This window comes from Methyloversatilis sp. S146-33, assembly GCF_059552495.1.
The window spans coordinates 58,755-85,678 of record NZ_JCANOT010000038.1; the positions used below are offsets into that span (position 1 = coordinate 58,755).

At 63.9% G+C, this 26,924-nt stretch carries 23 protein-coding genes and 1 tRNA gene; 6 read left to right on the forward strand and 18 right to left on the reverse strand.

All coding sequences use genetic code 11. The features are described from left to right. Nucleotides 1–66 precede the first annotated feature (66 nt). Nucleotides 67–1,857 (reverse strand): AsmA family protein, encoded by a 1,791-nt coding sequence (locus tag AC51BJ_RS15970; RefSeq protein ID WP_496280886.1) that lies wholly within the window; start codon nt 1,855–1,857, stop codon nt 67–69. Nucleotides 1,858–2,071: 214 nt separating this feature from the next. On the opposite strand from AC51BJ_RS15970, the gene AC51BJ_RS15975 reads away from it, so the two are divergent. Continuing rightward, a tRNA-Asn gene (locus AC51BJ_RS15975) sits at nt 2,072–2,147 on the forward strand. Nucleotides 2,148–2,451: 304 nt separating this feature from the next. Here AC51BJ_RS15975 and AC51BJ_RS15980 read toward each other — a convergent pair. Both AC51BJ_RS15980 and soxC read right to left on the reverse strand, forming a co-directional pair. Continuing rightward, a complete protein-coding gene (locus tag AC51BJ_RS15980; protein ID WP_496280887.1) occupies nt 2,452–3,054 on the reverse strand; it encodes a c-type cytochrome in 603 nt (200 codons plus the stop codon). Nucleotides 3,055–3,064: 10 nt separating this feature from the next. Then, on the reverse strand, nt 3,065–4,375 hold the full coding sequence (gene soxC, locus AC51BJ_RS15985) for a sulfite dehydrogenase (RefSeq protein ID WP_496280888.1): 1,311 nt from the start codon (nt 4,373–4,375) through the stop codon (nt 3,065–3,067). 244 nt (nt 4,376–4,619) lie between these two features. On the opposite strand from soxC, the gene AC51BJ_RS15990 reads away from it, so the two are divergent. Continuing rightward, complete coding sequence (locus AC51BJ_RS15990) at nt 4,620–5,204, forward strand: TetR/AcrR family transcriptional regulator (protein WP_430433539.1); 585 nt, start codon at nt 4,620–4,622, stop codon at nt 5,202–5,204. Between the two features lie 129 nt (nt 5,205–5,333). Here the strand turns inward: AC51BJ_RS15990 and AC51BJ_RS15995 are convergent, their stop codons facing one another. The 11 genes from AC51BJ_RS15995 to AC51BJ_RS16045 form a co-directional block, all read right to left on the reverse strand. Continuing rightward, complete coding sequence (locus tag AC51BJ_RS15995; RefSeq protein WP_496280889.1) at nt 5,334–5,792, reverse strand: GNAT family N-acetyltransferase; 459 nt, start codon at nt 5,790–5,792, stop codon at nt 5,334–5,336. 22 nt (nt 5,793–5,814) lie between these two features. After that, nucleotides 5,815–6,663 (reverse strand): amidohydrolase family protein, encoded by an 849-nt coding sequence (locus AC51BJ_RS16000; RefSeq protein ID WP_430433537.1) that lies wholly within the window; start codon nt 6,661–6,663, stop codon nt 5,815–5,817. A 172-nt stretch (nt 6,664–6,835) separates the two neighbouring features. Beyond that, nucleotides 6,836–7,729: an ABC transporter ATP-binding protein gene (locus AC51BJ_RS16005; protein WP_232419671.1), complete on the reverse strand. Its 894-nt coding sequence runs from the start codon at nt 7,727–7,729 to the stop codon at nt 6,836–6,838. A gap of 11 nt (nt 7,730–7,740) precedes the next feature. After that, nucleotides 7,741–8,562 carry an ABC transporter permease gene (locus AC51BJ_RS16010; protein WP_019918788.1) on the reverse strand — a complete coding sequence of 274 codons (822 nt, stop codon included), beginning with the start codon at nt 8,560–8,562 and terminating at the stop codon, nt 7,741–7,743. 3 nt (nt 8,563–8,565) lie between these two features. After that, nucleotides 8,566–9,429, reverse strand: coding sequence for an ABC transporter ATP-binding protein (locus tag AC51BJ_RS16015; protein WP_304027149.1), 864 nt, complete (start codon nt 9,427–9,429; stop codon nt 8,566–8,568). After that, a complete protein-coding gene (locus AC51BJ_RS16020; RefSeq protein WP_019918790.1) occupies nt 9,429–10,781 on the reverse strand; it encodes an ABC transporter permease subunit in 1,353 nt (450 codons plus the stop codon). The genes AC51BJ_RS16015 and AC51BJ_RS16020 overlap by 1 nt, the downstream gene beginning before the upstream one ends. Before the next feature lie 55 nt (nt 10,782–10,836). Then, entirely contained in the window at nt 10,837–11,976 is a 1,140-nt protein-coding gene (locus AC51BJ_RS16025; protein WP_304002963.1) for an ABC transporter substrate-binding protein, read from the reverse strand. A gap of 123 nt (nt 11,977–12,099) precedes the next feature. Then, nucleotides 12,100–12,825, reverse strand: a complete 726-nt coding sequence (locus tag AC51BJ_RS16030) for a cyclic nucleotide-binding domain-containing protein (protein WP_496280890.1) — start codon at nt 12,823–12,825, stop codon at nt 12,100–12,102. A gap of 10 nt (nt 12,826–12,835) precedes the next feature. Further along, on the reverse strand, nt 12,836–13,876 hold the full coding sequence (locus AC51BJ_RS16035; RefSeq protein ID WP_496280891.1) for a 2Fe-2S iron-sulfur cluster-binding protein: 1,041 nt from the start codon (nt 13,874–13,876) through the stop codon (nt 12,836–12,838). Nucleotides 13,877–13,895: 19 nt separating this feature from the next. Then, nucleotides 13,896–14,357 carry an aromatic-ring-hydroxylating dioxygenase subunit beta gene (locus AC51BJ_RS16040; protein ID WP_024300526.1) on the reverse strand — a complete coding sequence of 154 codons (462 nt, stop codon included), beginning with the start codon at nt 14,355–14,357 and terminating at the stop codon, nt 13,896–13,898. A gap of 35 nt (nt 14,358–14,392) precedes the next feature. Continuing rightward, entirely contained in the window at nt 14,393–15,598 is a 1,206-nt protein-coding gene (locus tag AC51BJ_RS16045; RefSeq protein ID WP_430433533.1) for an aromatic ring-hydroxylating oxygenase subunit alpha, read from the reverse strand. 547 nt (nt 15,599–16,145) lie between these two features. Between AC51BJ_RS16045 and AC51BJ_RS16050 the strand changes: the two genes are divergently transcribed. Genes AC51BJ_RS16050 through AC51BJ_RS16065 form a run of 4 tightly spaced genes read left to right on the forward strand, consistent with a single transcriptional unit; the run spans nt 16,146 to nt 22,590 of the window. Further along, entirely contained in the window at nt 16,146–17,879 is a 1,734-nt protein-coding gene (locus AC51BJ_RS16050; protein ID WP_496280979.1) for a SulP family inorganic anion transporter, read from the forward strand. A 45-nt stretch (nt 17,880–17,924) separates the two neighbouring features. After that, the gene (locus AC51BJ_RS16055) at nt 17,925–20,831 is read left to right on the forward strand and encodes a molybdopterin oxidoreductase family protein (RefSeq protein WP_496280892.1); all 2,907 of its coding nucleotides are present in this window, start codon (nt 17,925–17,927) and stop codon (nt 20,829–20,831) included. Between the two features lie 55 nt (nt 20,832–20,886). Then, nucleotides 20,887–21,618, forward strand: a complete 732-nt coding sequence (locus AC51BJ_RS16060) for a 4Fe-4S dicluster domain-containing protein (RefSeq protein ID WP_019918798.1) — start codon at nt 20,887–20,889, stop codon at nt 21,616–21,618. Nucleotides 21,619–21,648: 30 nt separating this feature from the next. After that, on the forward strand, nt 21,649–22,590 hold the full coding sequence (locus AC51BJ_RS16065; protein WP_430433530.1) for a dimethyl sulfoxide reductase anchor subunit family protein: 942 nt from the start codon (nt 21,649–21,651) through the stop codon (nt 22,588–22,590). A gap of 308 nt (nt 22,591–22,898) precedes the next feature. Here the strand turns inward: AC51BJ_RS16065 and AC51BJ_RS16070 are convergent, their stop codons facing one another. The 4 genes from AC51BJ_RS16070 to AC51BJ_RS16085 all read right to left on the reverse strand — a co-directional run bounded on the left by AC51BJ_RS16070 (nt 22,899) and on the right by AC51BJ_RS16085 (nt 26,781). After that, nucleotides 22,899–23,636: a sulfite exporter TauE/SafE family protein gene (locus tag AC51BJ_RS16070; RefSeq protein ID WP_496280893.1), complete on the reverse strand. Its 738-nt coding sequence runs from the start codon at nt 23,634–23,636 to the stop codon at nt 22,899–22,901. Between the two features lie 50 nt (nt 23,637–23,686). Then, nucleotides 23,687–24,145, reverse strand: coding sequence for a Crp/Fnr family transcriptional regulator (locus AC51BJ_RS16075; protein WP_020164161.1), 459 nt, complete (start codon nt 24,143–24,145; stop codon nt 23,687–23,689). 154 nt (nt 24,146–24,299) lie between these two features. Further along, nucleotides 24,300–25,748, reverse strand: coding sequence for a sigma-54-dependent transcriptional regulator (locus AC51BJ_RS16080; protein ID WP_496280894.1), 1,449 nt, complete (start codon nt 25,746–25,748; stop codon nt 24,300–24,302). After that, nucleotides 25,723–26,781: a sensor histidine kinase gene (locus tag AC51BJ_RS16085; protein ID WP_496280895.1), complete on the reverse strand. Its 1,059-nt coding sequence runs from the start codon at nt 26,779–26,781 to the stop codon at nt 25,723–25,725. The genes AC51BJ_RS16080 and AC51BJ_RS16085 overlap by 26 nt, the downstream gene beginning before the upstream one ends. Nucleotides 26,782–26,924: the final 143 nt, after the last annotated feature.

Sequence of the window (26,924 nt, forward strand, 5' to 3'; positions counted from 1 at the left end):
TAGAGCCATCACTTTACCGCCTGGCATGACAGCACGCGGTGAAAGCTGCGCGGTGCCTCGACCTGCTCAGCGCAGCAGCTTCACCACCGGATCCGCGTACGGACCCTCGATGCTCACCGGCGCGCGCACCGTCGTTGCAGAGCCCTGCAGCGTTACGTCGAGACGCCCGCGCAAGGTGTCGTCAGCCAGACGCAGCGTGCCGTTGGCGCCGACCAGACCCGATTCCATCACCACCTGGCTCAGGCTCACGCCGTTCGCGTCAACCACCGCGTTGGCGTCCAGCCGATCGAAGCGCGTGCTGCCGCCACGCCCCCCCCCCGGCCGGGGAATGCGCACCGCCTGCACAAGATCGACGCGCTCGATCTGCCCGCGCTGCACCCCCATCGTGCCAGTGCCACGGAGGTTCTTCTGCAGTTCCTCGTAGTTCCGGCCCTCGCCGGTCAGCGACAGGGACAAGGACAGATCGCCGGTCAGTAACAGCGTCGGCGCGAACACCTTCAGCAGTCCACCGAGGCTCAGACGGGAGGTCTGCAACTGCCCTTCGAACTTTGCCACGTCGGCAAAGTCCAGCGCGACGCTGCCGGTCGCGTAACCGTCGTAGAGCTTCACATCCAGCTTGTCGAATTGCAGACGACGGCTGTTCAGCGTGCCCTGCGCCTCCAGCACATCGAACAGCAACGAAGGCTTGCCCGGGGTCTGCCAACCCAGCGCCGTCATCGACACGCTCCAGACGCCGCCGGCGTTGTTGCCCTGAAGCTTGAGCCCGCCGTCGGCCGAGGCGAGCGACAGACGCGTCAGCACGCCGTTCTCGTCAAGCGCCAGATCGCCGCCGAGCGCGCCGATCGCACCATCGAGCAGCACGATGCTGGCGTCGACCATGCTGACGTGCTCGACCGTGACCCAGCGCGACGCCCAGTTGATGTCCTGGCGACGCGACAGCGACGGAAGGAAGGACAGATTCAGCGCCGCGCGCTCGATGCGCACGTCGCGCAGAACCGTGCGTTCCGACAGCAGCGTGGATACGCGCGGCAGCAGCTTCACCGCGCCGATTTCGAGCTGCCCGGGCCCGCCCACGGTCACCCCTTCGAGTGCGATGGACGGCTCGGGGAACAGGCTGGGCGAAACCGAAGCGATGCGTACCGGCTGCCCCAGCAATTCGGTCGCCAGGGACTCGAAGTGCGGCAGATGCCGCTGATAGGGATAAAGGAAGAAAAGGCCGACCAGCAGCACCAGCAGCACCGCCACGGAGAGGACGATCTTCTTGCCGAGCGAACCTGGCGGGCCCTTGCGGTCGCCGACACGTCCCGCGAACAGATCGAACACCCGTTGCAGGCCACCGCTGCTGCGCTCCGCGGCAGCGGCGTCTGGCGAGGCGGACATCATCGCGCGACGAATGGCACCCCGTACATCGTCGGCCGCCGACAACGCTGCAGCGGGGGCCGGGGCATTCGCCGGGGCCGGCGCCGCCAGCTCGGGCAAGGCCATCGCGAACTCGTCGAGCACCGGCGACTCCTTCGCCGACGCCTTTTCGTGCGCCCGACGGATGTCGTCCGACACCGGCGTGATCGGCTGGCTGACCAGATCCTCGATATCGACCAGCATGGACGACAGTTCTGCGCGGTCCGCCTCCTCGCCCTGTGGCGGCGCGTCGATCCGGCGCACCAGTCCGCGGTGCTCCAGTTCGCCGACCAGGCCCTCGACAATGAGCGGATCGCCAAACTGCTGCGCCAGATTGCCGACAGGCGTGCGCCCGTCGATCATGATCAGGATGGAGCGCAGGTTGCGCTGGACGATGGTGCGCTTGCTCACCGCCTCTTCGCCGGCCTCGGTCTTTACGTAAACAGCATTTTCGTTCATGGATGCGCGCTGGCCGCCTTGCCGCGCCGGCTCGATCACCGACGCTGAAGAGATGAAGTCATGCGGTTGTGGCTGCCAGACAGTCTTGCAGGCAGCGGTGACGCGATCATAAATCGACTCGGGTGCCGAGTGACCGCACATTCAGGCCGAAGAAAATATCGCATCAATCGCTTGACGAGCGTCGGCGGGCTGTCTATAGTTGCGGCCTCTTTCTTCCCCGATAGCTCAGTCGGTAGAGCGCCGGACTGTTAATCCGTAGGTCCCTGGTTCGAGCCCAGGTCGGGGAGCCAAGACACAAAAGGCCCGCAGCGATGCGGGCCTTTTCCGTTTACACGCGAAATCCGATTGCCGCGGCGAAGCGGATGCCTGTGTAGCGCCCCGCCGGGCGATGTCGGACTGCGGGACGAGACCAACGTAACCCGGCCGACCAGATCCCGTGGGGCGGATGAGATCGGCCGGGTATGGACACACCTCCTGGCGTCGGAGCGGTCGGCCATGCCGACGCTACCCCGGCAATCCATCAGTCAGTATCAGCTAGTGCAGTCCTGATCACTGTCTGCCGCGTAGATGGCGAACGTATCTGCCATCGCTTCCTCAAGGTGCGGCAATGCTTGTGCGCAGCGGCTTGCAGTCCTGCATGCAACGGACGGCGCTCGTGTCCGGCCGGTCGTCGACGATGAAACCGTCCCGGTTCGGCATGCGGATCGCCGCCAGACTGGCCGCATTCATCTCGGCGTCCTGCTCCACCAATCCGTTGAGGTGCAGCAGGTACGCCGTCACCGCGTAGGTTTCGTCGTTGCTGAGCGACTGCGGGGCGGTCAGCGGCATGGCGCGGCGGATGTAATCGAACAGCGCCGGCGCATATGGATACATGCTGCCCGGCGTAAGCAGACGCTTGTCGGTCTTGAACGAACCGATACCGCCCACCATGGTGCCGAACATCGGTCCGCCAGCAGCCGCGGCGCCGTGGCAGGAGGCGCATTGGGCGTCGAACACCGCCTTGCCTGTCCGCGCGTTGCCGGACCCCGGCGGCAGCCCCTGCCCGTCCGGACCGCGGACATCGATATTCCAGGCGACGAGATCCGGTTCAACGACGGGCGTGCCGAGCGCGGCCGGGCGGGCATGCGGTGAAGCAGTTGCCGAACTCACCGTATTTCCCGCGCAACCCGCCAGCAGCAGGGTGGCGGCCAGGGCCATCGTCACTGTCTCACGCGATCGCATTCTTCACCTCCCCTGCTTCGTTGATGAACCACGGAAAAACGCCGTTGTGGTGCTGCACGAAGCCGGTGATCGCGCGCACTTTCTGGATGTCCTCCACCGTCGGCTGGACGTAGCCGGTCGAGTCGACGCAGCGGCTGGCTATCGTTGTCGGACCACCGGTCCAGTTCCACTGCAGCCGGAATCGCGTCAGGCACTTCTCCATCACCGGCCCTTCCAGTTGCGCCTGGCGCCAGGTACGACCGCCATCGAGCGTGACGTCCACCGCACGTATGCTCCCCTTGCCAGACCACGCGAAGCCGACGATCTCGATCGGGCCCGGGCGTATCTTCATGCTTCCGGATGGCGAGGTGATCACGGACTTCGCCTCCATCTCGAAACTGAACTGACGCCACTTCCCGTCCGGCATCGGATCGGTGTAGCGCGCAGTCTCGCTGCGCAGATGCCACGGCTGGTCGCCCAGCTTGAGCCGGCGCAGCCACTTGATGCTGACGTTCCCCTCCCAGCCCGGAATGAACAGACGAAGCGGGTAACCGTTTTCAGGTCTGAGCATTTCGCCGTTCGCCGCATAGACGATGAGCGCGTCCTCCATCAGCTTCTTCATCGGAATGCTGCGTGCATGCGCCGCACCATCCCCGCCCTCCGCCAGTGCCCATGTCGCCGAAGGCGAGACGCCGGCCTCATCGAGCAGCGTCGATACCGGAATGCCGGTCCACTGGGCGCACGACAGCAGCCCGTGCGTCTGCTGCACGGTGCGGGCGGCCGGCTTCAGCCAGTCAGTCAGGCCATTGCCCGAACACTCCATGAAGTGGAAGCGCGACACCGACGGATACTTCATCAGATCGGACATCGAGAAAACCAAGGGCTGGCGGACCATGCCGTGAATGACGAAGCGATGCTGGTCGGGATTGATGTCGGGTACCCCGTTGTGGTGCCTCTCGTAGATCAGCCCGTTCGGCGTGACGGTGCCCAGTTGCTGATGCAGCGGCGTGAAGCTCCAGTCCGAATAGTTCTGCTTGTTCACCAGCACATCAGTTCGCCGTCGTTTCACGTGCGACTCGTACTTCGATGGCACACCGTACTCTTCAGGGGGCAGTGGGCGTCCGAGTGTCTTGTTCGATTCCGGCACCGCAAGCGGCTCCGCGCGCGCGACACCGACACCGGCCAGCCCGGTCACCGCGGCGGCTGCCGTCTTCGCGAGCAGCGCACGTCGCGACGGATTGTGCGTAATCGAACTGTGAGCCTCGAGTTCGGCGCGCGCGGCTGCGACCAAACGTACTCCGTCAATCTTCTGATCCACGATGACCTCCAGGTGGTTGGGAATCTCCGATGACCGGGCTGTACCGATCGGTCGGTATACTACGTCGGCGTACTGGCTGGATCAATCAACTCATGCGGGCGGTGGCCGAAACTCGCTCGGTGGCACCCCACCGCGTGGATGTCGCTCAACGCATCGCTTTGGGCACGATGCTTTGAACGCAAGGCACAGCGGGTAATTTATGATCTGAAGAACTTTGAACTCTGGCCCCTCCGGGGCCGTTCTCATGAGCGTAGACACGAAGGACGACCGTTCGCAGCGAGCACGCATCGTCAAGGCGGCCGCCCGCCTCTTTGCCGAGCGCGGCTATCACGCGGTGGGGATGACCGAGCTGCAAAACGCAGTCCAGCTGGGCCGCGGAGCGCTCTACCACCACATCCGCAGCAAGGACGACCTTCTCTACGACATTGCCCGCGAGTACATCACCGATCTGAACGAACTCGCGGTGATCGCCGAAGAGGAAGCTGACCCGAGAAAGCGCATCTGCATACTGGGTCACCACCTGATCTCGATGATCGCGTCCCATCAGGCGGAGCTGACGGTGTGCTTTCGGGAAGTCCAGTCGCTGACAGATACGCGCCGTGCGGAAGTGCTTGCGCTGCACACGCGCTACGAACGTGTCTGGAAGGACGCCTTCATCGCCGGCGCCGAACAGGGTCTCTTCAGGCCCTACGACCCGGTGGTCCTGAAGGGCGTACTCGGAATGTATTTCTACAGCTATCTGTGGATGCGGCCGGACGGCTCGCTCGGTGCGGAGACCATCTCCGAGCGCTTCAACGAGATGGCCCTTCGCATGCTGGCGCTCGCCTGACCCGCCGACAACGTGCGACGCACACCTGGCGACCGCAGCCTTCCGGCGCGCCGCAGCCGACACGTCGCCGCGCCCCCCCGGTCCCTGAAGCGCAAGGCTGCAGACGCTGGACATCGTCGTCGATGCAGCTCAGAACTCGATCATGAAGCTGTAGCCATGCCGCTCGAACCCGAGCATTTCGTAGAAGCGGTGCGCCTTTTCTCGCCTCAGGTGACTCGACAGCGCGAGCTTGTAGCAGCCCGCCTCCGCGCAGCCCTCCATGGCGAAGCGCATCATTGCCTGACCTACGCCACGGCGGCGACGCCCGGGTGCGACCACAACATCTTCGACAATCGCGTGCGGACGCCCGCCATGTGCAAGCCCGTCGATGATGATGAGGGCGAACGTACCCACCCGTTCGCCGTCGCACTCGGCGACGTACACCCGGTAGTCCGGATAGCCCTCGATCTGCCGGAAGCGTGCGCGTGCATCGGTCAGCGGCAGTGAGGGCTCGGGCGAGAAGTCGAGCGATGTGTACATGTCGAGCAGCCAGTCGATGTCCTCATCGTCGGCCCGGCGTATCGATATGGGCTGCCCTATCGTGTTCATCGTCGCCTCCTCGCCCATCGCCTCAAAGCCCCAGAACCTGCTTCGCGTTGCCGCCCATCACCTTGTCGATGACCGATTCCTTGAAACCGAGGGTACGGTAGTCCTCAACCGACTGCCCCATCGCACGGAACGGATAGGAACTGCCGAACAGCAGCTGGTCCTGCATGAAGCCGTTCGCGGCCTCGACATACAGCGAACCACCGGGCAGGAAGATGTACATGTCCGCCACGACGAACACGTTGTCCCAGCGGAAGGCGATGCCGATCATCTCGTTCACGTAGGGCCAAAAGCCGTGATAGCAGACGATCTTGAGCTGAGGAAAATTCTTCGCCACGCGGCCGATCGACGCGGGATCGGTCAGTTCGAAGCGCGGCGTGGTCGGACCCGACATGATGGTCACCGGCACGCCCAGCGCCTGGCAGGCCTCGTACACCGGATAGAGCTGCGCATCGTCCGCCGCCACCTGAGGGTTGCAGAAGCCGGGTTCGATGTTGATGCCTTTCAGGCCGAGCTTCCGCACTGCGCGCTCGATCTCGTCGGTCGCCGCCTTGATGCCGCTGGCGTGCGGATCGACCGAACCGATGCCGACGAGCTCCTTGTGCTCCGAAACCATCTTCATGATTTCGTCGTTCGAGTGCTTGATCCCCGGTGTGTCGCGGCCGACCACCACCGCCTGGGCGATGCCGGCGGCGCGGATCTCCTTGACGAAGGAACTGGCGTTCTTCGAGCGGGTGAAATGCAGTTCGTCCTGCGACCCCGTCCGGCGGTTCAGCCACTTCACCACCTCGAACGAGGGGGTGTCGGGCGTCGCGCCATAGAAGTCGTGCAGGTAGGAAGGTCTGCTGCGCATGTCGATCACGGTCTGGGTCATGGTGTCCGCCTGTCTTGAGTCGTTGAGAGTGGGGCTTTCTGTGCCCCGTCCGGCTGTTGCGCGGAGTCGCGGTGATGCGACTCCGCGTTTTTCTGGCGCGAGCGCTCCCTGCGGGCGCACCGTCAGGCACGCTCGTCAAGGTGTCGAGACGCGCGCCGTGCGGCGCGACGCGTCACGCCCTCTGTGATCTCCTTGCGTAGGATTCGACGAAGTCAGCCGCCGCCTTGCTGCCGCCGGAGAAGGACTTCATCGCCTCCTCGTGCAGCAGTGACAGTGCGGTCATCTTCACTTCGTTGGCGCGGTCGCCGAGGAAGAAGTCGGCCAGCTTGCGCGGCCGCGGAATGTCCACCTCGATGGTGGCTCTCACCCGGGTCGGGATATTGCTCATGATGATCAAGCGGTCGGCGAGAAACAGCGCCTCGTCGATATCCGTAGTGACGAAGAAGGTGGTGCGGCGGGACTCCTCGTACAGCGCCGAGTAGTACTCCCACATCAGTTCCTTCGACATCGCGTCGAGTCCGCGGAAGGGCTCGTCGAGGATCATCACCTCCGGGTTGTTGATCATTGCGCGCGCGAGCTCCGCTCGCCGCTGCATGCCCCCCGACAGCTGCATCGGATACTTCTTGCGGAAGTCGCGCAGGCCCACCTTGTCGAGCAGGAACTCGGCGAGGTCACGCGCTTTCTTGTCGTCCTCACCGCGTGCGATCGGCCCGTACATGATGTTGTCGTAGGACGTCATCCATGGAAAGAGTGCCGACTCCTGGAACACCACCAGTCTGTCCCGCCCCGGCCCGGTCACCGGCTTGCCATTCAGCAGGATGTTGCCGCTCGTGGGTTTCTCGAACCCCGCGAGCAGCTTGATCAGTGTGCTCTTGCCGCAGCCGGAGGGGCCGATCATCACTGTGAGCTTGCCGCGCTCGACGTTGAACGAACAGTCCTTCACCACCTTCTTCTCGAACAACCCTGTGCCGTATGACTTGCACACATTGCTGACGATCATCTCCCCGGCGTTGATCGAGATCTTGCTGGTGATCGGCGCCATCGCGCTCTGAGTTGCACTTGCCATGATCCGCCTCCTTACCGTGTTCTGAGCCAGGGTGTGAAGAAGCCGCCGATGCCTCGCAGAAGCTCGCTGCACGCATAGCCGGCGATGCCGATGCTGATCATTCCGATGACGATCTGCTCATAGGAGCCACCGACATAGGAGTTCCAGATGAAGAACCCGAGTCCGCCGCCCGAGCCACCGCCACCCCCACCACCGGAGATCATCTCGGCGGCCACCACCACGTTCCAGGTGATGCCCATGCCCACCGATGACCCCACCACGATGGAAGGCACGGTCGCTGGCAGCACGATGCGCTTGAAGATGTCCCACTGCGACGAGCCCATGGCCTGCGCTGACTGGTAGAAGCGCATGTCGATCGAGCGCGCACCACCCAGAACGTTGATCACCACCGTGAAGAAGGCGCCGAGGAAGGTGACGAAGGCAATCGACAGCTCTTCGGTCGGCCAGAAAATGATGGCGACCGGGACCCAGGCAAGCGGCGGAATCGGCCGCAGGATCTCGAACGACGGGAAGGTGATCGAATTGAAGGTTCGGCTGACCGCCATCAGCAGACCGAGCGGTATGCCGATCACCATTGCCGCGACGAAGCCACTCAGCACGCGCATCAGGCTCAGATACCAGCTCTGCCAGTAGCCGCTATCACCCAGCAGATCCCACCACACGGACACAACGCTGGTGGGTGGCGGTATCAGTCCGATCCAGGGCATCGTGAAGCCTGCCCATTCCTTCGACCGCGATCCCGCCTCCCACAGAATCAGGAAAACGGTGATCGACACGATGGCGCGCAGCGTGGTGCGGCTGAACAGCGAACGCCGTATCTTCTTCATGTTCATCGCTCAGCCCTCCTTCTCGCCGGAGGCGAAGGATTTGCGCGCCTCTTCATGCACAACCGACGAGGTTTCCTCGAGCAGTTCGCGGAAACGCGGACTGGTGAGCACGCTGTAGTCGCGCGGATGCGGTATGTCGACCTCGAGCACTTTCTTTGGGCGACATGGCCGTGTCGTCATGATCACCAGCTTGTGGCCGAGGAAGATCGCCTCTTCCAGGTCGTGGGTGATGAAGAAAATGGTGACCTTGTTCTTGTAGTAGATCTCGAGCAGCGACTCGTGCATCACCGAACGGGTCAGCGAATCGAGGGCCCGGTAGGGCTCGTCGAACAGCAGCACCTTGGGGTCGTTCATCAGCGCGCGCACGATCTCGACCCGCCGCCGCAGCCCCGACGAAACCTCGCCCGGGTAGTTGTGCTCGGTGCCGCTGAGGCCGGCATCGGCCATCATGCTGCGCGCCTTCTCAATGATCTCCTTCTTGCTCAGCTTGCCCTGCATCATCGGGCCGAAGGCGACGTTCTCGAGATTCGTCTTCCACGGAAACAGGGCGCCGTTCTGGAACACCACGATGCGGTCGGCACCCGGGTCCGCCCTCGGCTTGCCAGGACCGCAGAGCATCTCGCCATCCATGTAGATGGCGCCCGACGTGATGTCGTGGAAGCCGGCGATCGCGTTCAGCAGCGACGTCTTCCCGCAGCCGGATGGTCCGACGATCATGCAGATCTCGCCTGCCTTGATGTCCAGCGTGCAGTGATCGACCGCCATGACCGCGGCCCCCTCGGGGTCGTAGATCTTGACCACGTCGTCGATGCGGATCGCCCCGTAGCGCGCCTCGTTGCCCTGCGTACGTACCTTCTCAAGCACAGCACTCATCACCGACCTCCCAGAGCCATTTCACGCAGACGCCACTGCATCATGTAGTTGCCGGCAACCCGGACCATCGCGCTCGTCGTGTAACCGACGATGCCGAGCGTCACCATGCCGATGATGATGGTGGGGTATCTGACCATCGTGTAGGACGTGTTGATCACGTAGCCCAGTCCGTACTGCCCGGACACCATCTCCCCGGCCACCAGCGAGAACCACGCAACCCCAACCGAGATCTGCAGTCCGGTGAACACATAGGGCATGGACCCCGGCACGATCACTTCCTTGAACACCTGCCAGCGGTTCGCGCCGAGACAGGCTGCGGCGCGCGTGTAGGACTCGTCGATCGACTCGACGCCCAGCATCGTGTTGAGTGCGGTCGCAAAGAAGGACGCGAGGAAGGTGAGGAAGATGACTGGCGTCTCGCTGCCGGAGAACATGATGATTGCCAGCGGCACCCACGCGAGGATGGGGATAGGGCGAAGCAGCTCGAACACCGGGAACACGTACTCGCGAAAGCTGCGCGACCAGCCCAGGAACAGACCCAGCGGCACGCCGAGCGCGGTCGCCAGCAGGAAGGCGATGGCGACGCGCCGTATGCTCACCCATATGTGCTGGTAGTACTCAGCGGTGTAGATGGACATGCCATAGACCGGATCCTCCGCGAACCACTCCTTCACCACCGTAGTCAGGCCGGGCAAATCCTCGAAGCGCGGGAGCTTGAGCACTTCCACCGTCAGGTACCAGAAGCCCAGCATCAGCGCGAAACCCACCATCATCAGGTAGGGGTCGGGGCTCCTGAGCCACTCGCCGGCGCGGTACATGGTCAGCGTCCACGCCGAGGCCGTTTGCGGTTCCGCCTGATTCGAGGCGGGTGTACGCGTGTCCCCCACCTTGGACAGCGTCGTGGGCACGCGCCCGGACACGGACGGCGGCAGGTAGTACTGCTGGCTGATGAGCTGGGAAAAGCTCTTCAGCGCCGCCTCGCCGAAATTGACGTCCTTGCGCAGAAGCTCCAGCAGGCGGGTGCCGTCGATCTTCAGGACTTCGGCCGCCTCGATGCAGGCGACGTCGGCAAGCCGCACCTTCTCGCCCTCGAGTATCGCCGCCCAGCCGAAGACGTCCCCGACCTGCAGTTCCTTCTCATGCACACGCGCCTTGATTTCCGGATCGATCCGGTGCGCCACCCGGCCCGACACGAGTACGTAGACCTCTTCGGCCGGCTGCCCGGCCCCGTAGATGACCTCACCCGCCTTGAAGACCTCATGTCTCGAGATCTCGGCAATGCCGTCCAGCGTTTCCGGCGACACGACCTGGAAGGGCAAGGTCCGCTTAAGCAAGCGTTCGACTTGTTCCATGTTCCCTCGCATTCAACGTGTGACGCGTCCGCCCCATGCGAACGCGTTCCTCAGCTCAGTTACCCTTGTAAGCGGATTCCGGCAGCGCCTTGACCGCACCGATCGGCGAGGTCAGTCCGCGCTCCTTCAGGACGGCCTGGGTGAACTCGGGCATCACGGCTTCCGGGCGAAGCTTGTCGACGTTGATGCTCTTGATGGCGAACAGGAAGGCGGTGGCATCGGTGATGAGTGCCTGCACCTCGGGCGTGATCGTGAAGGGAAGCAGCAGGCGCTGATCGACACCACCCGCGCTGTCCGGATAGCGCAGGAACATCGATGACCAGAGCGCTCGCTCGGTAAAGCCAGTGGTCTGCTCCATCGCCATGCGGGCGATTTCCTGCGCGTTGGCGGGGTCAGCGAGGAACAGTTGGGCATCGAGCTCCGCGTTCAGCCAGGCTTTGACCACGTCCGGACGGGTGCGGATGAGGTCCTCGCGCATGGTGAGAAAGCCACCGTCACTTTCGTCCACTGTCGTTCCGGACGCGACGCGCTTCGCCAGGCCTTCCTGTACCAGGCGGGACGCCGTCGGCTCCCACACCACCGCAGCGTCCAGCTTGCCGGCGCGGAAGCCGCTGGTGATGACTTCAATGTTCTGGTTCAGATAGGCGCCCGGAGTGATGCTCTCCTTCTTGAAGGTCTCCTGCGCGAAGCGGTCGGTGCAGCTGCCCTTGGGCACCGCCACGTTCTTGCCGTTGAGCCACTTCAGCGCTTCCTTGGAGGATGCGAAGTTCGGGGCGTCCTTGCGAGCGAGAAAGATGTTGCACTGGTCCTTGCCGAGGCCGAGCGCCGCGACGATGCGGATGTCGGCGACCTGCTGCTTGGTCGTCGATACGATGCCCGGCATGTCGCCGACGTAACCGATGTGCTGCTTGCCTGCGAGCATCGCATTGACAACGACCGCACCCTGCAGACCGACCGCGAAGTCGACCTTCGAGCCCTTGGGCAGGTACTTCTCGTAGAACTTCTTGCCGCGCATGACGACGCCCGACCACGACTCCGTGTAGTAGGGCTGGTAGCCCACCACCAGCTTCACCGGTTCGCCCACCTTGCCGAAGTTGATGTCGCCGGCCTGCGCGACGCCACCTGTCAGCGCACACGCCGCCGCTGCGAGCAGCGTCGACACCATCCTGCATACCCGATTCCTGAGATTACCCATGGCAAACTCTCCTCCTGATTGTTGGTATGGACATCGAAGTCTCCGCACTGCCACATCACTGCATCTGCATACCCTCGCCCCCGTTCCTTCCGGACACGTCGGGACCGTCTATCCGGTCCGGTACTAACTGTTCTGGGGTCCTGTCGTATGGCGCGCGACCAGCGTCGCCAGCCGTCGCATCACCATCAGCCCCGAGGTCGGATCGGCTTCCAGCGCATCCAGCATCGCTTCGCCGTTCAATCGCAACAGCACCGAGTCCTCATGGCAGACGGCGCGGGCAATGCGGCGGGGATGCTGCTCCAGCATAGCCGCCCAGCCGAACACTTCGCCCTTGCGCAACATGAAGCCCGCCAGCCGCGTGCGGTCGTCGCGCCCTATCGTGAATTCCACGCGCCCCGACTCGAGCACGTAGAGGTCGTCGGCTGGATCATCGACCTCGTAGATCACCGTTCCCGCCGAGAACTGCTCCCGTCGGGCCAGCGCTTCCAGGCGCTCGAGCGAAGCAGCGGAGACGTCCTTCAACATGTCCACTGCCTTGAGCGCACTCGACTGCAGTACGAAGATCTCGCCCTCGCTGACCTCCACCTCGTACTTCTCGAGCGGCGCCTCCGCCAGGCCGACGGCTTCGCCGGTCCGGATGTCCCACTGCCACAGATGCTGGTGACAGGTGAGCAACTGGCCGTCGAAGTACCCTTCGTCGAGGCACACGTCCTGGTGTGGACACAGCCCCTGATATGCATGGAAGCACTCGCCGGCATTCACCACGAGGATCTTCATGCCCTCGATGTCGTAGCTCTTCATCCCGTTGTCAGGGACGTCCGACGCACTGCAGATTCGCTGTTTTTGCATACCGGCGGTCCTAGCTGAATTTGTCGTACCGGATGTTGTCCGCGGTAACGCGCGACAGCAGCAGCATCCGGATCGAGGCATCGACCGCCGGCGGCGGCCCAGCAAGATAGGCAATGACGTTGCCCAGGCGTCCCACCATGTGCCGCTTGGCCACCTCGTGAACGAAGCCGCGATCGAAGCGGATCAGCGGGTAATCGTTCACCAGCGAGGTCGGCGGGTCCTCGTCGCTCAAGGCGACGGTGACGGCGAGTCCCTCGCCGCAGACACGACGCAGGCGCGTGAACTCGTCGAGAAAGTACACATCGCGAGACGTACGGACGCCGAAGAACACGTCGCCCGCGTGCCGACTGAAGTACTCATCCTGCTCGGCGCGCGAAAGGATGGACATGACGCCGGCGATGCCGCTGCCGCCAGCGATGCACAGCAAATCGCGTCCAAGGCTGGGGTAGAAGGTTGCGTGCCCCAGCGGGCCGAACAGCGACACGCGGGTACCGACGCGCGACGAGGCGTCGAACAGCCAGTTCGAGAGCACGCCGTCCGGCTTGCGCCGGACGACGAAGCGCAAGGTGCGCGCATGGCGATCGAAATTGACCATCGACCAGCCGCGCATGCCTTCGACCTCGTCGACACCGAGCAGCACGAACTGGCCGGCGTCGAATTCCACCGGTGCGTCCGTTTCGACATCGATCAGCATCACGTCGTGCGTGAGCATCCCGGTCGAGGCGATGCGCCCGGCGCCTGCGCAAGGCACGCAGGAGCCGGTATCCATCATCTGTACGAAGGCGGGTACCTCGGCCACGACATCGGTCCGGGCCACGCACTGACACATCAGGAACTCGTCGGCCGACTTCAGGCTCTTGCGCCCGGGCGCATCAGGCCAGGCGTCGTCGATGTCGCCGGACACCCGCCTCGCCTTGCAGGTGCCACAGGTTCCACTGGCACATTCGTAGGGAAGTGCGATGCCCCGCGCCAGACCGCCGTGCAGGATCTTCTCGCCCGGTGAAGCTTCGAACAGATGCGTGCGGTTTCGTGCGTTGACCTGGATTTTCATGTCGTGTCCCCGGCCGAGGTCAGAACGGAATGTGATAGCCGTAGCCGAGCAGCCGCGTATCGAGGCGCACGTTCCGACTGCGCAGCGCCGGGCCGTCATGGCCCAGCGTCACCGTGTCGTACAGCTTGCCCACCGCGAACAGTTCGGTCTCGCCACCATCGAGCGTGGTGCGGAACACCTCGATCGTGCTGGTGACGCTGGCCTCTTCGGCCGCTTCATCGATGTCCACCAGGCAGACATTGATGTGGCGACTGATCGGCGACTTGTCGCTGTTGTGCCGATGCAGGTTCTCGAACAGCGACTTCATTCCGGCCTTGTCATGTTCCAGCCACGTCATGTCCTTGCGGATCTCGGGGCTGTATGCGGTGATGCGGTACTGGTAATCCGGCGCACACAGGTCGAGATAGCCCTTGAAATCGCGCTCGTCCATGATCAGACCGGATCTGTGGATGAGTTCGGTAATGGCGGTTCTGGTATCCACGCTTGCCCTCTCGTATCGGTTCGGTTGATCAGGAGTCACTTCGCCGCCACGGCCTGCTCGCCGTACGGGTCGTAGGCCTTGCGTCCCATGCGGCGGCTCCATTCGGCGTAGAAGTGACGCATCCCGCCCTCGTCATGGATGGTCATGTTCTCCTCGCGCCCATGGATCACCCAACGACTGTCCGTACGCTCACGCATCGCAAGTCCCTGGCCGTGGACGCCAAGCAGGTCCTCGTGCAGGTTGCGGCCGAACGGCCCCCAGATCATGTTGTGGTCACGGATGCGCTCGGCGCGTTGCTCAGGCGTATCGCTCTTGAGTCCGAGCCCGCGGAACTCGATCAGCAGCTTGTTCGGGCCGAGCGGGATGGCGGTGTCCATGCGCAGCACCGAGGTGCGCAGGTTGTAGGTCATGCCGGGGAAGATATCGATGAGCACCCAGCCGCCCGGCGCCAGGCCAGGCCAGCCCACGCCGCGCGCCTTGCTGCCCTCGTAGGCGTCGTACTTGATCGCCATCGAGCCGACCGACGCGTGTCCGTTCGGATAGCCGGTGTACTTCCGGTCGAAGTAGCCCGGCTGGATCATGCCGGTGATGCGATTGAAGTAATGCATGTAGTCGTGATAGAACTCGCTGTTCGTGTCGTGCCACAGCTTGTAGTTCGTATTCACGACCGCCTTGTGGTAGTGGAACACCTCGAGCGGCTGGTCCAGATGCTCGTCGAGCATTCCCATCGCCTCGCCGATGTATTCCTTCAGGGTGCAGCTCTCGTCATCGACGTTCACCCACACGAAGCCGCCGAAGCCCAGTTCGGTCTTCACCTCGCGCAGCCCTGCATCCTTGCAGCCAAAGCGGTCCTGATAGCCCTCTTTGCCGCGGGAGATGTCGATGCAGTCGCCTGTCGCGTTGAACGACCACGCATGGAAGATGCAGGTAATGCGCTTGGCGTTTCCGACCGGCTCGTAGAGCAGCGTGTTGCCGCGATGCGGACAGATGTTGTAGAAGGTCCGCACCTTCATGTCCTCACCGCGGATCACGATGAGCGGCGGCCCGCCGGGATGGCTGAACGTGCGGTAATCGTAGGCGTTCGGAATCTCCGACTCGTGGCAGGCAATGATCCAGCACTTGTTGAAGATCTTGCGCTGCTCGTCGAGAAAGATGTCCTCCTCGGTATAGATGCGCGTATCGACATAGTGAGATTCAGGGAAGCTCGGCGTCTGCTTCCACTCCACTGCGTTGCGAGACATGTGAGGTCCTTTCCGGTACGTAACGAGGTGATGTCGTACAGCTGCTCGGATCGACGGTAATGCGCCGATAACCCGACTTAGCAGAAGGCGTGCCCGCCGCTGAGAGCCAAGCGGGCCACTGCGCCAGAACCGTTGCTGCGCAAGCCTTCTGCGCACGCCACAGCCGCCCGCCTTGAGTGCGGCACCGCGACCTCGACGCCGCGCCGACCGCGTGTGCGGTTTCCTCGTGAAACACCGCAACGTTTCCTCAGGAAACATCACCTCAGCGCCCGCGCACAGCGGCGAGTGGCGCCGCCACACGCGTCGGCTGCCAGCCCGCTCCGCAATCCCTTCCGTACGGCCTTGATGCGGCGCCGCGCAGGCGTTTGCGCCGCCTGCACGCGCGTGCCGTGGCACTGAACTTGCGTAAGGGGTCGGCCATGCGCACCGACAAGTCATCGCACTTCACCGCCTCACTCAACTGCCGGCGCGCACTCTCATCACGGAAGCCCGACGCTTGAATCCACTGTCCAATCGCGTGTACAGAACCGGTCTGTCATTGCTGCCGATGCGGCGCTGGTGGCCGATGGTCAACCGGGCATCGCTGCGCAGCGATGCCATGGCAGGCCTGAGCGGAACCATCATCCTGCTGCCGCAGGCGGTGGCCTATGCCCACATCGCCGGCATGCCGCCCGAGTACGGTCTCTACGCCGCAATCATTCCGGTCATCTTTGCAGCGCTGTTCGGCTCGTCCAGGCATCTGGTATCCGGTCCGACCGCGGCGCTTTCCATCGTGGTGTTCTCGACCATCAGCCCGCTGGCCGAGCCGGGCAGCGCGACCTATATCGCCTACGTCCTGACGCTCACCTTCATGGTCGGCCTGATGCAGCTCGCGCTCGCCTTCGCGCGCATGGGCATGCTGGTCAACTTCATCTCGCACAGCGTGGTCATCGGCTTCACGGCAGGCGCGGCCGTGCTGATCGCGGTCAGCCAGCTGAAGAACTTCTTCGGTCTGCACTACGGCTCAGGCGGGGAGTTCTTCGGCACGCTGTCCCGCTTTGCGGCAGCAGCGGGTGACATCAACTGGCAGGTGGCGGGGGTAGGCGCGATGACGCTCGCCGCCGGGATACTCACCAAGCGTCACTTGCCCCGCGTGCCCTACATGATCGTGGCCATGGTTGTCGGCAGCGTTTACGCGCTCGGCGTGAAAGCGGTGCTCGGCCACGATGCAGGCATCGAGACGGTGTCGGAGATTCCACGCAGCCTGCCGCCGCTCTCCGCGCCAATGCTGTCCATGGAGGTGCTCCACCAGCTCGGCGCGATCGCGCTCGCCGTTACCCTGCTGTCGCTGACCGAGGCGCTGTCCATCGCGCGCGCCGTGGGCGCCAAGTCGGGCCAGCACATTGATGGCAATCAGGAGTTCTTCGGCCAGGGGCTGGCCAATGTGGCCGGAAGTTTCTTCTCGGGTTACGTGTCGAGCGGCTCGTTCACACGCAGCGGCATCAACTACGAGGCCGGCGCGGTCACGCCGCTGTCGTCGGTGTTCTCGGCCTGCTTCCTTGTTCTGACCTTGCTGTTCTTCGTGCCTTTGGCGCGTTACCTGCCGATCGCATCGATGGCGGCCATCCTGTTCATGGTCGCCTACGCGCTGATCGACGTGAAGCACATCCGGGCCGTCATGCGCACCAGCCAGCGCGAGTCCGCAGTGCTGTTCGCAACGCTCGCCTCCACGCTCGTGTTCCAGCTCGAGTTCGCAATCTACGCCGGCGTCATTCTCTCTCTGGTGCTTTACCTGGAGCGCACCGCACGACCCGGCATACGCGCCGCCGTACCGGCGCCCGGCGAGGGTCAGTACCACTTCGTTCCGCAGCGCGACGAGCCGGATTGTCCGCAGCTGAAGATGGAGTTCATCGACGGCGAACTGTATTTCGGCGCCATCGATCACGTGAAGCGCCATCTCCATCAGCTGGAGGAAGTCCATCCGGAACAGCGCCATCTGCTCGTGCTGGCCCCCGGTATCAACTTCATCGACGCATCCGGTGCCGACCTGCTCGCCGAGGAGGCACGCCGGCGGCGCGCGCGCGGAGGCGGACTTTACTTCCATCGGCTGAACGAGCAGGCACGCAGCACGCTTGAGCGCGGCGGCCAGCTCGACGACATCGGACGGGACAGGCTCTTCGCGATCGGCGACGACGTGATCGGCACGCTCTATCCGCACTTCGATCTGCAGGTCTGCGCGAACTGCCGGAATCGCATCTTCAGGCAATGCAAGGAATGGCTACCCGATGGCAGCCCCCGCTGACCGCTGCCACGCGCCAAGTACGTCAATCACCACCATGGAGTCACGATGAGCACAGTCCGTCTGTCGAACCCGCATGCCGAGCCGGTGGAGGAACTGGATGTCAAGAAGACCACCTGTTACATGTGCGCCTGTCGTTGCGGCATCCGCGTTCATCTGCGTAACGGCGAAGTGCGCTACATCGACGGTAATCCGGACCATCCGCTGAACCAGGGTGTCATCTGCGCCAAGGGCGCGTCCGGCATCATGAAGCAGCAGTCGCCGGCGCGACTGACCCAGCCCCTTATCCGCAGACCCGGTACCGAGCGCGGCGCCGGTGAGTTCGACGAGATCAGCTGGGAGGAAGTTTTCGCGCTGCTCGCCGAGCGCCTGAAGAAGCTGCGCGAAACCGATCCGAAGAAGTTCGCGCTGTTCACCGGTCGTGACCAGATGCAGGCGCTGACCGGCATGTTCGCCAAGCAGTTCGGTACACCGAACTACGCAGCGCACGGCGGCTTCTGCTCGGTCAACATGGCGGCCGGCATGATCTACACGATAGGCGGTTCTTTCTGGGAGTTCGGCGGTCCCGACCTCGAACGCTCGAAGCTGTTCATCATGATCGGCACGGCGGAGGACCACCACTCCAATCCGATGAAGGTGGCGCTGTCGAAATTCAAGCGCAACGGCGGCCGCTTCGTGTCCATCAATCCGGTGCGCACCGGCTATTCGGCGATCGCCGACGAGTGGGTACCGATCAAGCCCGGCACCGACGGCGCCCTGCTGCTGGCGCTGTGTCACGAAATCATCGCCAAGGGTCTGTACGACCGGGAGTTCCTGGCGCGTTACACCAACGCCGGCCAGCTGGTGATGCAGAACCCCGACGCCGACGATTTCGGGCTGTTCGCGATGGACCCCGAAGGCGATCCGGTGAACCCGGACTACCCGCACAACAAGTACTGGTGGGACCGCCTGACCGACAAGCTGGTACCGACCCACACGCCTGGCGCCGACCCACGCCTGCGCGGCTGCTATGCGCTGCCGGACGGCACACCGGTGAAACCGGCGTTCCAGCTGCTGCTCGATCGCCTCAAGAGCTACACGCCGGAATGGGCGGAGGGCATCTGCGGCGTTCCAGCGGACACCATCCGCCGGCTGGCGCACGAAATGGGCGTGACGGCCCGTGACCAGAAGATCCACCTGCCGATCTCGTGGACCGACTCGTGGGGCGTCGAACACGACCACGTCACCGGCAATCCGGTGTCCTTCCACGCGATGCGCGGACTGGCCGCACACTCGAACGGATTCCACACGATACGCGCGCTGGCCATCCTGATGTCGCTGCTGGGGACCATCGATCGCCCGGGCGGCTTCCGGCACAAGGCGCCCTTCCCGCGCGCCATTCCGCCGATCGCCAAACCGCCGCGGGGCCCGCATGCGGTCAAGCCCAACAGTCCACTGGATGGCATGCCGCTGGGCTTCCCGGCTGACCCGGCGGATCTGTGCGTCGACGACGAGGGGCGGCCGGTGCGCATCGACAAGGGCTTCTCGTGGGAGTACCCGCTGTCGGCGCACGGGCTGATGCACAACGTGATCACCAACGCCTGGCGCGGCGATCCCTACCCGATCGACACCCTGCTCATCTTCATGGCGAACATGGCGTGGAACTCGACCATGAACACCAGCGAAGTGCGTCAGATGCTGAACGACAAGGGTGAGGACGGCGAGTACCGCATTCCTTTCATCGTGGTCTGCGACGCCTTCCAGTCGGAAATGACGGGATTCGCCGACCTCATCCTGCCCGACACCACCTATCTGGAACGGCACGACGTGATGTCGATACTCGACCGGCCGATCTCCGAGTTCGACGGTCCGGTCGACTCGGTGCGCATTCCGGTGGTCGAGCCCAAGGGGCAGTGCAAGCCCTTCCAGGAAGTGCTGATCGAACTGGGCAGCCGGCTCGGTCTGCCGGCCTTCGTGCGGCCGGACGGCTCGCGCAAGTTCCGCGACTACCCCGACTTCATCGTGAACTACGAAACCGAGCCGGGATCGGGCATCGGCTTCCTCGCCGGCTGGCGCGGCGTTGACGGCCAGAAGGCCATACGCGGCGAGCCGAACCCGAAGCAGTGGGAAATGTATGCGAAGAACAACTGCGTCTTCCATTACGTTCTGCCCGCGTCCTATCAGTACATGCGCAACTGGAACAAGGGCTATATGGAGTGGGCGCAGCGGGTGCGCATGCGGCGTGACGCGGACCCCATCCTGATCCACCTGTACTCCGACGTGATGCAGCGCTTCCGGCTGGCCGCGCAAGGGCGACGGCCGGGTCGCCGGCCGCCGCCGGAACTGCGCGAGCGCGTCGAGAAGTACTTCGACCCGCTGCCCTTCTACTACCCGCCGCTGGAATCGCAGAGCACCGACACCACGCGCTACCCGCTGAACGCGGTGACGCAGCGGCCGATGGCGATGTACCACTCGTGGGATTCGCAGAACGCCTGGCTGCGGCAGATCCACGCCCACAACTACCTTCACGTGAATCCAGCCACCGCACGTGCCGCCGGCATCGGTGACGGTGACTGGATGTGGGTTGAATCGCCCTGGGGCAAGGTGCGCTGCATGTGTCGCTACAGCGAAGCGGTCGAGGCCGGAACCGTCTGGACATGGAATGCGATCGGCAAGGCGAGCAACGCGTGGAACCTCGGGCCCATGGCCAACGAGGTGCGCAAGGGCTTCCTGCTGAACCACCTGATATCGGAAGAACTTCCGATGCAGGGCAGTTCGAGGCGTATGTCGAACTCCGACCCGGTGACCGGACAGGCCGCCTGGTACGACGTGCGCGTGCGCATCTATCGCGCTGGCGACGACGAGCCCAAGGAGAGCTGGCCGCAGTTCGAACCGATGAAGACCCTGCCCGGCGTCACGAAGACACGCCCCGGTGTGCTGACCTACTTCGTCGGCAACTGGAAGAAGCGCTCATGAGCCCCCCGACCCCTACCCTCGCCCACGAACGCGGACTGCGCGCAGGAGACATGCAATGACCCAGCTGGCACTCGTGATCGATCTCAACGTCTGCGTGGGCTGCCAGGCCTGCGTGACGAGCTGCAAGTCGTGGAACACATCGGGCACGGCCGGTTCGCTGGCCGACCTCAATCCCTACGATGAGGACCCGACCGGCACCTTCTTCAACCGGGTGCAGACCTTCGAGGTCGGCAGCTACCCGAATACCGAAACAGTGCACTTCCCCAAGTCGTGCCTGCACTGCGAAGACCCGCCCTGCGTTCCGGTCTGTCCGACCGGCGCCAGCTACAAGCGGGCCGAGGACGGCATCGTGCTGGTCGACTACGACAAGTGCATCGGCTGCAAGTACTGTTCATGGGCCTGTCCTTACGGTGTCCGCGAGCTTGATCCGGAGCGCAAGGAGATGACCAAGTGCACGCTGTGCGTGGACCGCATCTACAACGAGGCGCTGCCCGAGCGCGATCGCAAACCGGCCTGCGTGCTGGCGTGCCCGACCAGCGCACGCATCTTCGGTGACGTACACGACCCGGACTCTTCGGCCTCGAAGGCGATACGCGAGCGCGGCGGTTACCAGCTGATGCCGGAATGGGGCACCGAGCCGTCCAACCACTACTTGCCGCGGCGGAAAACCGAAATGACGATACGGCCAGACGAGATCGTACGTACCGACAATCCGCTGAAAGTCGACGGGCTGAAGCCGATGCCGGACGCCAGCACACCGGCGCTGGACGATGCCGCAAGCTGGTAAGCCGCTCCCCTCACTCAACAGGACGACACGATGAACCCCGCCTTCTCCGTCATTCTACTCACGACGCTCACCGGCGCCGCTCAGGGCCTCTTCCTTGCACTTTTCGGGTGTGAGCTCGCGCATGCGCTGAACCTGTCCGCCCCGACGCCGGGGCACGACTTCTACGTCGTCGGCGCACTGATCAGTCTTGCGTTGTCGGGCGCCGGGCTGATCGCGTCGTTCTTCCACCTTGGTCGGCCCGAACGGGCATGGCGCAGTGCGGCGATGTGGCGTACCTCCTGGCTGTCCCGCGAGGTCATCGTGCTGCCGGCCTTCATGGCCACGACGGCACTGTACGGGCTCAGCCATGCAATGGACTGGCCCCTGACTCTGGCGACAGGCGCGGTCGGTGCAGTGCTTGCGCTGGCGCTCTTCGTCTGTACCGGCATGATCTACGCATGCCTGAAGTTCCTGCAGGAATGGGCCAGTCCGCTCACCGTGGTCAACTATCTGGTACTGGGCTGCGCCTCCGGTCTGACGCTGGCCAGCGCCTACGCCGCACTCAGCGCCGCCGAACTGATGACGATGATGACGTCGCTGGCCATCGCGCTGACCCTGACCGGTCTGGCCACGCGAAGCGCGTCCCTGTTGCGCAACGCACGACTGCGGCCGCGCTCGTCGCTGCAGACCGCGATCGGCATCCACCATCCGCGCATCGCACAACGTTCACAGGGTCTGATGGGCGGCTCCTTCAACACCCGTGAGTTCTTCCATCACAAGACGCTGCAGTTCCTCCGCTCGGTGAAGTGGACCTTCCTGCTGCTTGCCTTCGTGCTGCCTGTTCTGCTGCTCAGCGCAGGTGCCGCAACCGCATCGGCACCGCTGCTGTGGCTCGCCTTCGCGGTCCAGTACATCGGTCTGCTGGCCGAGCGCTGGTATTTCTTCGCGCAGGCCAATCATCCGCAGAATCTGTACTACCAGACCATCTCCTGACGGTGGGTGGCGGGCTGCGGCCCGCCACCGCCCCTCCTCCTGCCCGTAGGCGTCGCTGCGCCGGAGCGCCTGCAGGAACACCAACATCCGGCCATCTCGACGCAGCGCACCACAGCGCACGACGACAGCGCGCGTTGCGGCGAGTGATCGCTCACTTACGGCCAGGACATGAAGAGACCGCGGGGTCGGGCTGCGTCATGCCTCGAGCACGCACTATCGGACTGTCCACACGGAGTGCAGACCCGTCGCCACACTGATGCCGATCCTGATGCCGGGTGCGCGTGACGCGGATGCCCGGCGCAGGCTTCTCAGAAGCCGCCTATCGCCTTGACCAGCAACCCGCCACCGACCGCCAGGCAAAGCACACCGACCCAGAAGCGAAGACGCTGCGCGTTGATGGCATGCACGATGCGCGCGCCTATCATCACACCCGCCAGTTCGAACAGCACCAGCGCGCCGGCGAGGCCGAAATCGATGACGCCGAAGCGCAGATTGCCGAGCGTGCCCGACGCGCCAGCCAGTATCTGTATTACCTGACTGGTCCCTATCGTGGTCAGGGGTGCGAAGCCCGCGAGCACCATCATCGGTACCGACAGCGCCGGCCCACCGACACCGGTCAGACCCGATCCAAAGCCGGCCACACCGCCGAGGCCGAAGAGCATGGCGCGCTGCAGGCCAGGATGGCCATGCAGCACGGGACGCCGCGGCTGGCCGCGCGTAGCCAGCGTGTAGACGCCGGCCAGACAGACCACCAGCGCGAGCAGCAGCATCAACAACGACGCATTGAGCAGCGCATTCACCCAAGCTCCCGCGAAGCCGCTGATCAGTGCGCCCGCACATACCGGCACCGTGATGCGCAAGTCGATGCTGCCATGGCGCATGAAGGCGATTGTGCCGACGATGCCGGTGAATACGAAGGTGAACAGCGCGGTGGCCATCGCCGACTGTATGCTCAGGCCGCCGATCAGGTTGAGCGCCGGAATGAGCAGGATGCCGCCCACGCCCACCGCGCCGATCAAGGTGCCGACCACGAGTGCGATCAGCATCAACAACACCATGATGCTCTCCCGATGCGAGCCTTGCGCCGCTTGGGCGTTCAGCCCGCGGCGAACGAAGTGAAAGTGCCCGTGATCAGGAGATTGAGTTGTTTCATGATGCGGTAGCCCATCGTGTGGTCCGCATCCATCAACATCAGAAGGCGCGTGCCGTCTATCGCCAGCACGCGACAGTCGGTCACGCAGGAAGCGGTGGCGATGCGCCCCTGCGCCTCAGGTACCAGCGCTGCCCAGCCGAATACCTGTCCGCGTTCGAGCACATCGCCCGCCGAGGTATTCCTGCCGCCTACGCCAATGGCGAACCTGACCTTGCCATCGAGCAGCACGTAGAGCGACTTCACCGGATCGCCGATGTTGTAGATCCGGCTGTGCTGCGCCCAGTCCTCGGGGCGCGCGATGAGCGTGATGGCGTGCAACTGCGCATCACTCAGCCCGGTGAAGAACGGCGCCTGCCTGAGAACACTGAAAGGCGTATGCAGCGGACTCGAAACCCCGGTCATGCCAACCTCTCATTCAACCTGTCCGTACAGTGCTATGCACTATCCATACCATGTCCGGACGGCCCTCAGGACGCGCTATCGAACATCGAAATGCATCGCGTGTTTCCAGGAGAAACACAGATGAGGTTCAAAACGAAACACGACGCTTCTTCGCTCACGACATCTGGTGGTCCAGTTGCATGTCTTCCGCGCGTCCCCTGTCCTTCATCAGGCCCCAGCGACGTCGACGCATCCACAGCGCCTTGCGACCGATGCCAAGCAAGGCGGCGAGATCGCGGTCGCAGTAGCTGTCCTGGTAGCGAAGAATGCTGTGGCGGATGTAATCCTCGATCGACATGGGCCCCAGCGCTTCACTCGCCTCATCCGCCCCGGACGACGTGCTTGGCCGCGCCAGCGTTGCCTGCGGCAGCGTGTCGAACTGGTCGTCCAGTGACAAGGTGTCGCCTTCGGCCATGATGATGGCCCGCTCCATGACGTTTTCCAGCTCACGGATGTTGCCCGGCCAAGGGTACTCCCGCAGGAAGGCGACGAACTCGTCCGACATGCCGCGGATCCGCATGCCCAGCCGCTTGCAGTGGCGCTCAAGGAAATAGCGGGCAAGAAGCTCGATATCTTCGCCCCGCTCCCGCAAGGGCGGCACCTGGATCGTGATCACGTTCAGACGGTAGAAGAGGTCGGCCCGGAAAGTGTTGCTCTCGGTTTCAGCGCGCAGATCGCGGTTGGTCGCGGCAACGAAGCGGGTATCGGTGTGATAGGTCTGGGTGGCGCCGACCGGTCTGACCTGACGCTCCTGTATGACGCGCAGCAGCTTTACCTGGACGTTCAACGGCAGTTCGGATATTTCGTCCAGGAACAGCGTGCCGCCGCTCGCCTCGCGTATCAGACCCTCGCTCGTGCTGACCGCACCGGTGAAGGCCCCCTTCACGTGGCCGAACAGTTCAGACTCGATCAGATCGGACGGAATGGCGCCGCAGTTGATCGCGACGAAGGGGCGCTCCGCCCGTTCGCCACCGAAGTGTATGGCCTGGGCGACCAGCTCCTTGCCGGTGCCGCTCTCGCCCTGGATCAATACATTCGTATCGGTCGACGCCACACGGGAAATCATCGCCAGCATGCGCTTTACGCCATCGCTGTCGCCAATGATGGTGCGCTCGCCGTAGGCACGACGCAGGCTGCGCCTGAGCGATCGGTTTTCGCGGTGCGTTCGCTGTTCGGCGAGCACACGCTCGACGGCGAACAGGAATTCGTCGTTGTCGAAGGGCTTGATCAGATAGTCGACCGCGCCCTTCCGCAATGCGTCGATGGCGTTTTCCAGCGACGAATAGCTGGTCATCAGGATGACCGGCAGGTCCGGCCTTTCAGCCTTGCTGGCGGCCAGGATGTCCAGTCCGGTGGTGTCGGGCAGCCGCAGGTCGGTGATCAGCAGATCGACCTGCTCGGCGGCGAGATGGGCCAGCCCGGCGGCCCCGTTGTCGAACACCGTGCAGGCATAGCCGCGGGTGCTGAGCAGCATTTCGACGCAGACGGCGATGCCGGGGTCGTCCTCGATGACCAGGATGCGCTCCGGGCGCACCACCTCATGCTTGTTCGCTTTGGCGCTCATGCTGTGTCCTCGCTGAATGAGCAGGCAGGTCGATCTCGAACGTCGCACCGCCATTGGGATTGTTGTAGGCGCGCAGTTCGCCGCCGTGCTCGCGCACGAACTCGTAGGCGATGGCCAGTCCGAGACCGGTGCCCTGTCCCGAGGAACGCGTCGTGAAGAAAGGCTCGAAAATGCGCGGCAGCACCTCTTCCGGAATACCCGGACCGGTATCGGAAATGCGGACCAGCACCCGCCTGTCTGCCGTCATCGCGGTGGTGACGAAAATCCGCCCGGCGTCACCGACCGCATGTGCGGCGTTGATCAGGATGTTGTAGATCACTTCCTGCAACTGACCTGCGTTGCCGAGCACCAGCGCACCAAGTTCCGGAAAGTGCTCCACCGACACGGCTTCCTTGCACAGTCCCTGGCGCAGCAGCACGATGGCTTCGATGATCGAGGCGTCGATCTCGAACGGCACCCGCGGCTCGTCGCCCACGCGCGAGAAATCGACCATGCGCCGCGAGATGTCCATCACCCGGCGCACATTGTCCGAGACGATCCGCAACCCCTTCTGCAGCGCCTCGGCACTGACGTCGGCGCGCCCAAGCAGCATCTGCATCATCGACTGCACAGCGGTCAGCGGATTGCTGATCTCATGGCATACGCCCGCCACCATGAAACCCAGTGACGCCAGCCGGTCACGCTGAAGTTCCGCCTGCGAGGTGGTCATCTGCTCGCTGCGGTCCTCGATGAACAGCAGCATTCCATCGCGCACTGCGCTCATCCACACCCGCTCGTGCAGCCAGCGTCCGTCGATCGCGCGGGCGACGTCGCGGAAGCGTTCGCAAGGGCCGGGACCGGCCTCGCACACCGCATCCCAGTAAGCCGGAAGCAGGTCGCGCAGATGCTGTCCGCCCGAAATGACGGTGATTTCCATGCCCGGAAGCGGACGGCTTGCCGCCACAACGAATCCTTCCGGGTCGAGCATGATCGTCGGCCACGGGAAAGCATGCAGCAACTCCGCGTGACACAGATCCATCCGAGCGTTATCCATCGGCATCTTCATCATTGGAACCGTTTGCGCATGGCATCGACGGCAGCAATGGGTCCCCGACTGAACGCGGGGGCCTCAAGTGCCGTGCGGTCGGCCCGCCATGGTGGCGGGAATGAGGGCTCAGTGCCTGCGTGGACAGGACG

Excerpts from the sequence above, each read along its gene's own strand:
- AC51BJ_RS15970 (WP_496280886.1), bottom strand. The coding sequence starts at position 1,857 with ATGAACGAAAATGCTGTTTACGTAAAGACCGAGGCCGGCGAAGAGGCG.
- AC51BJ_RS15980 (WP_496280887.1), bottom strand. The coding sequence starts at position 3,054 with ATGGCCCTGGCCGCCACCCTGCTGCTGGCGGGTTGCGCGGGAAATACG.
- AC51BJ_RS15990 (WP_430433539.1), top strand. The coding sequence starts at position 4,620 with ATGAGCGTAGACACGAAGGACGACCGTTCGCAGCGAGCACGCATCGTC.
- AC51BJ_RS15995 (WP_496280889.1), bottom strand. The coding sequence starts at position 5,792 with ATGAACACGATAGGGCAGCCCATATCGATACGCCGGGCCGACGATGAG.
- AC51BJ_RS16000 (WP_430433537.1), bottom strand. The coding sequence starts at position 6,663 with ATGACCCAGACCGTGATCGACATGCGCAGCAGACCTTCCTACCTGCAC.
- AC51BJ_RS16005 (WP_232419671.1), bottom strand. The coding sequence starts at position 7,729 with ATGGCAAGTGCAACTCAGAGCGCGATGGCGCCGATCACCAGCAAGATC.
- AC51BJ_RS16010 (WP_019918788.1), bottom strand. The coding sequence starts at position 8,562 with ATGAACATGAAGAAGATACGGCGTTCGCTGTTCAGCCGCACCACGCTG.
- AC51BJ_RS16015 (WP_304027149.1), bottom strand. The coding sequence starts at position 9,429 with ATGAGTGCTGTGCTTGAGAAGGTACGTACGCAGGGCAACGAGGCGCGC.
- AC51BJ_RS16020 (WP_019918790.1), bottom strand. The coding sequence starts at position 10,781 with ATGGAACAAGTCGAACGCTTGCTTAAGCGGACCTTGCCCTTCCAGGTC.
- AC51BJ_RS16025 (WP_304002963.1), bottom strand. The coding sequence starts at position 11,976 with ATGGGTAATCTCAGGAATCGGGTATGCAGGATGGTGTCGACGCTGCTC.
- AC51BJ_RS16030 (WP_496280890.1), bottom strand. The coding sequence starts at position 12,825 with ATGCAAAAACAGCGAATCTGCAGTGCGTCGGACGTCCCTGACAACGGG.
- AC51BJ_RS16035 (WP_496280891.1), bottom strand. The coding sequence starts at position 13,876 with ATGAAAATCCAGGTCAACGCACGAAACCGCACGCATCTGTTCGAAGCT.
- AC51BJ_RS16045 (WP_430433533.1), bottom strand. The coding sequence starts at position 15,598 with ATGTCTCGCAACGCAGTGGAGTGGAAGCAGACGCCGAGCTTCCCTGAA.
- AC51BJ_RS16050 (WP_496280979.1), top strand. The coding sequence starts at position 16,146 with ATGCGGCGCTGGTGGCCGATGGTCAACCGGGCATCGCTGCGCAGCGAT.
- AC51BJ_RS16055 (WP_496280892.1), top strand. The coding sequence starts at position 17,925 with ATGAGCACAGTCCGTCTGTCGAACCCGCATGCCGAGCCGGTGGAGGAA.
- AC51BJ_RS16060 (WP_019918798.1), top strand. The coding sequence starts at position 20,887 with ATGACCCAGCTGGCACTCGTGATCGATCTCAACGTCTGCGTGGGCTGC.
- AC51BJ_RS16065 (WP_430433530.1), top strand. The coding sequence starts at position 21,649 with ATGAACCCCGCCTTCTCCGTCATTCTACTCACGACGCTCACCGGCGCC.
- AC51BJ_RS16070 (WP_496280893.1), bottom strand. The coding sequence starts at position 23,636 with ATGCTGATCGCACTCGTGGTCGGCACCTTGATCGGCGCGGTGGGCGTG.
- AC51BJ_RS16075 (WP_020164161.1), bottom strand. The coding sequence starts at position 24,145 with ATGACCGGGGTTTCGAGTCCGCTGCATACGCCTTTCAGTGTTCTCAGG.
- AC51BJ_RS16080 (WP_496280894.1), bottom strand. The coding sequence starts at position 25,748 with ATGAGCGCCAAAGCGAACAAGCATGAGGTGGTGCGCCCGGAGCGCATC.
- AC51BJ_RS16085 (WP_496280895.1), bottom strand. The coding sequence starts at position 26,781 with ATGGATAACGCTCGGATGGATCTGTGTCACGCGGAGTTGCTGCATGCT.